Genomic DNA, 1,351 nt, shown 5'->3' on the forward strand with positions numbered 1-1,351 from the left:
GAGAGATTACGAAACTCACCGATTCTGAGAGTTGGTCAATGTCACTCACGATAATGGCTTTGTATATCCCTGAAGGCCATAAGCTCGTTTGCTCCTCTGAAATAGTGAGGTAATACGTACCGTCTTGTTGGCGTGCCTGAAGATTTTCGATGAGAATGCTTTGCTGTTCACTAAAGTACACTTGCGCCATGATTTTGCTGCTCAAGCCTTGTAGCTCAACACTATCGATGCGTGAGAACAATGTCAGCGCTTGACCTTGATTGATGTATTTTTTATCGGTCCATGCAGTGATGGATGTGCGCATGTCTTCGCTTTCTGTCGTGCGTTGATGCGTTTCGTAAGTCATGGTCACTGGGTCGCGTTCCAATCGATCAACACGAACATTGCTGCTTGGGTAGCGTGTGAAGGAGGCATGGTCTTTTAAGACGGCTTGATGCAAAGCGGTTTTATTCTTGATGGCTCTTATTTGTTCAATACCTGAAATAGGAGTAACGGATATTTGATCTTGTTGAGAGCCTGTTACAGGTTTGAGGGTTAATGTCGGTACTTTTGCTGCTTGGCTTGTAGCAGGCTGATTGATAGGTGTGTGTTGTTCTGTATGGGCTTTTTGAGGTTTGTTGTCGAGATCTGGGGATTGTTGTGCATGATCAAAATACGCAAGCATTGCTAAAGCGATTAGAGGGGGAATGCTTAATAAGACGATGTTGCGTTGCATGGCTCGGTACTTCTTTGTAGATTGAAAAGGAGGGCATGGCCCTCCTTGTTATGGCGCTGTATTGATTACAAGCAAGAGTTGATTCGACCCGCCATACTGCGGCCATTTCCGCAGGTAATGCCGTCTTCGATATTTGTGTAATCAGGGTATTTGATCGCAGCGTTACGCTCAGCATCATGGTCAGTGTAAACACTTGCCATGTTGTAAGTACGCGGCGTGCCTTTGTTTGCATCGTTACAACGATACGTTGGGCTACCGTAACTAATACCGAAGATCTTTTTGTAGTCGTTCAGGTCGCTTTCTACATAACGCTTACCAGAACCAGAACAGCTCATTTGAGATGCAAGGTTGATGTAGCCATCATCTTCACCCGTGATTAAGCCAGACGAAGCGCCTTCAAGGCCTGGGAAGCCCTTATAACCGCCCATCACGTAGATCGGTGCACCTAGGTTAGAGCCGATGTAGCTCTTCACGGCATAAGAGTCGAATGTTTGTAGCCACTCTACGCTAGCATTACAGTCTTGGCCTAGGAATGCGAAGTTGATAATACTATCAAGCCAGTTGCCATTGCATACGCGGTCAGCACCTTCGGTTCCTCCGATTGCTCCACCAAGTGTGAAGATGCCTGCCAGACCT

General features: G+C 46.5%; 1 protein-coding gene and 1 pseudogene. Both read right to left on the minus strand.

Features of this window, described 5'->3' with window-relative positions; genetic code table 11:
- On the minus strand, positions 1-715 hold a 715-nt coding region (locus tag A3762_RS20515), incomplete at its 3' end, for a hypothetical protein (RefSeq protein ID WP_156493633.1).
- A 65-nt stretch (positions 716-780) separates the two neighbouring features.
- Positions 781-1,351 (minus strand): annotated as a pseudogene (locus tag A3762_RS27875) (hypothetical protein); the annotation flags it as partial.

This window comes from Oleiphilus sp. HI0125 (assembly GCF_001635355.1).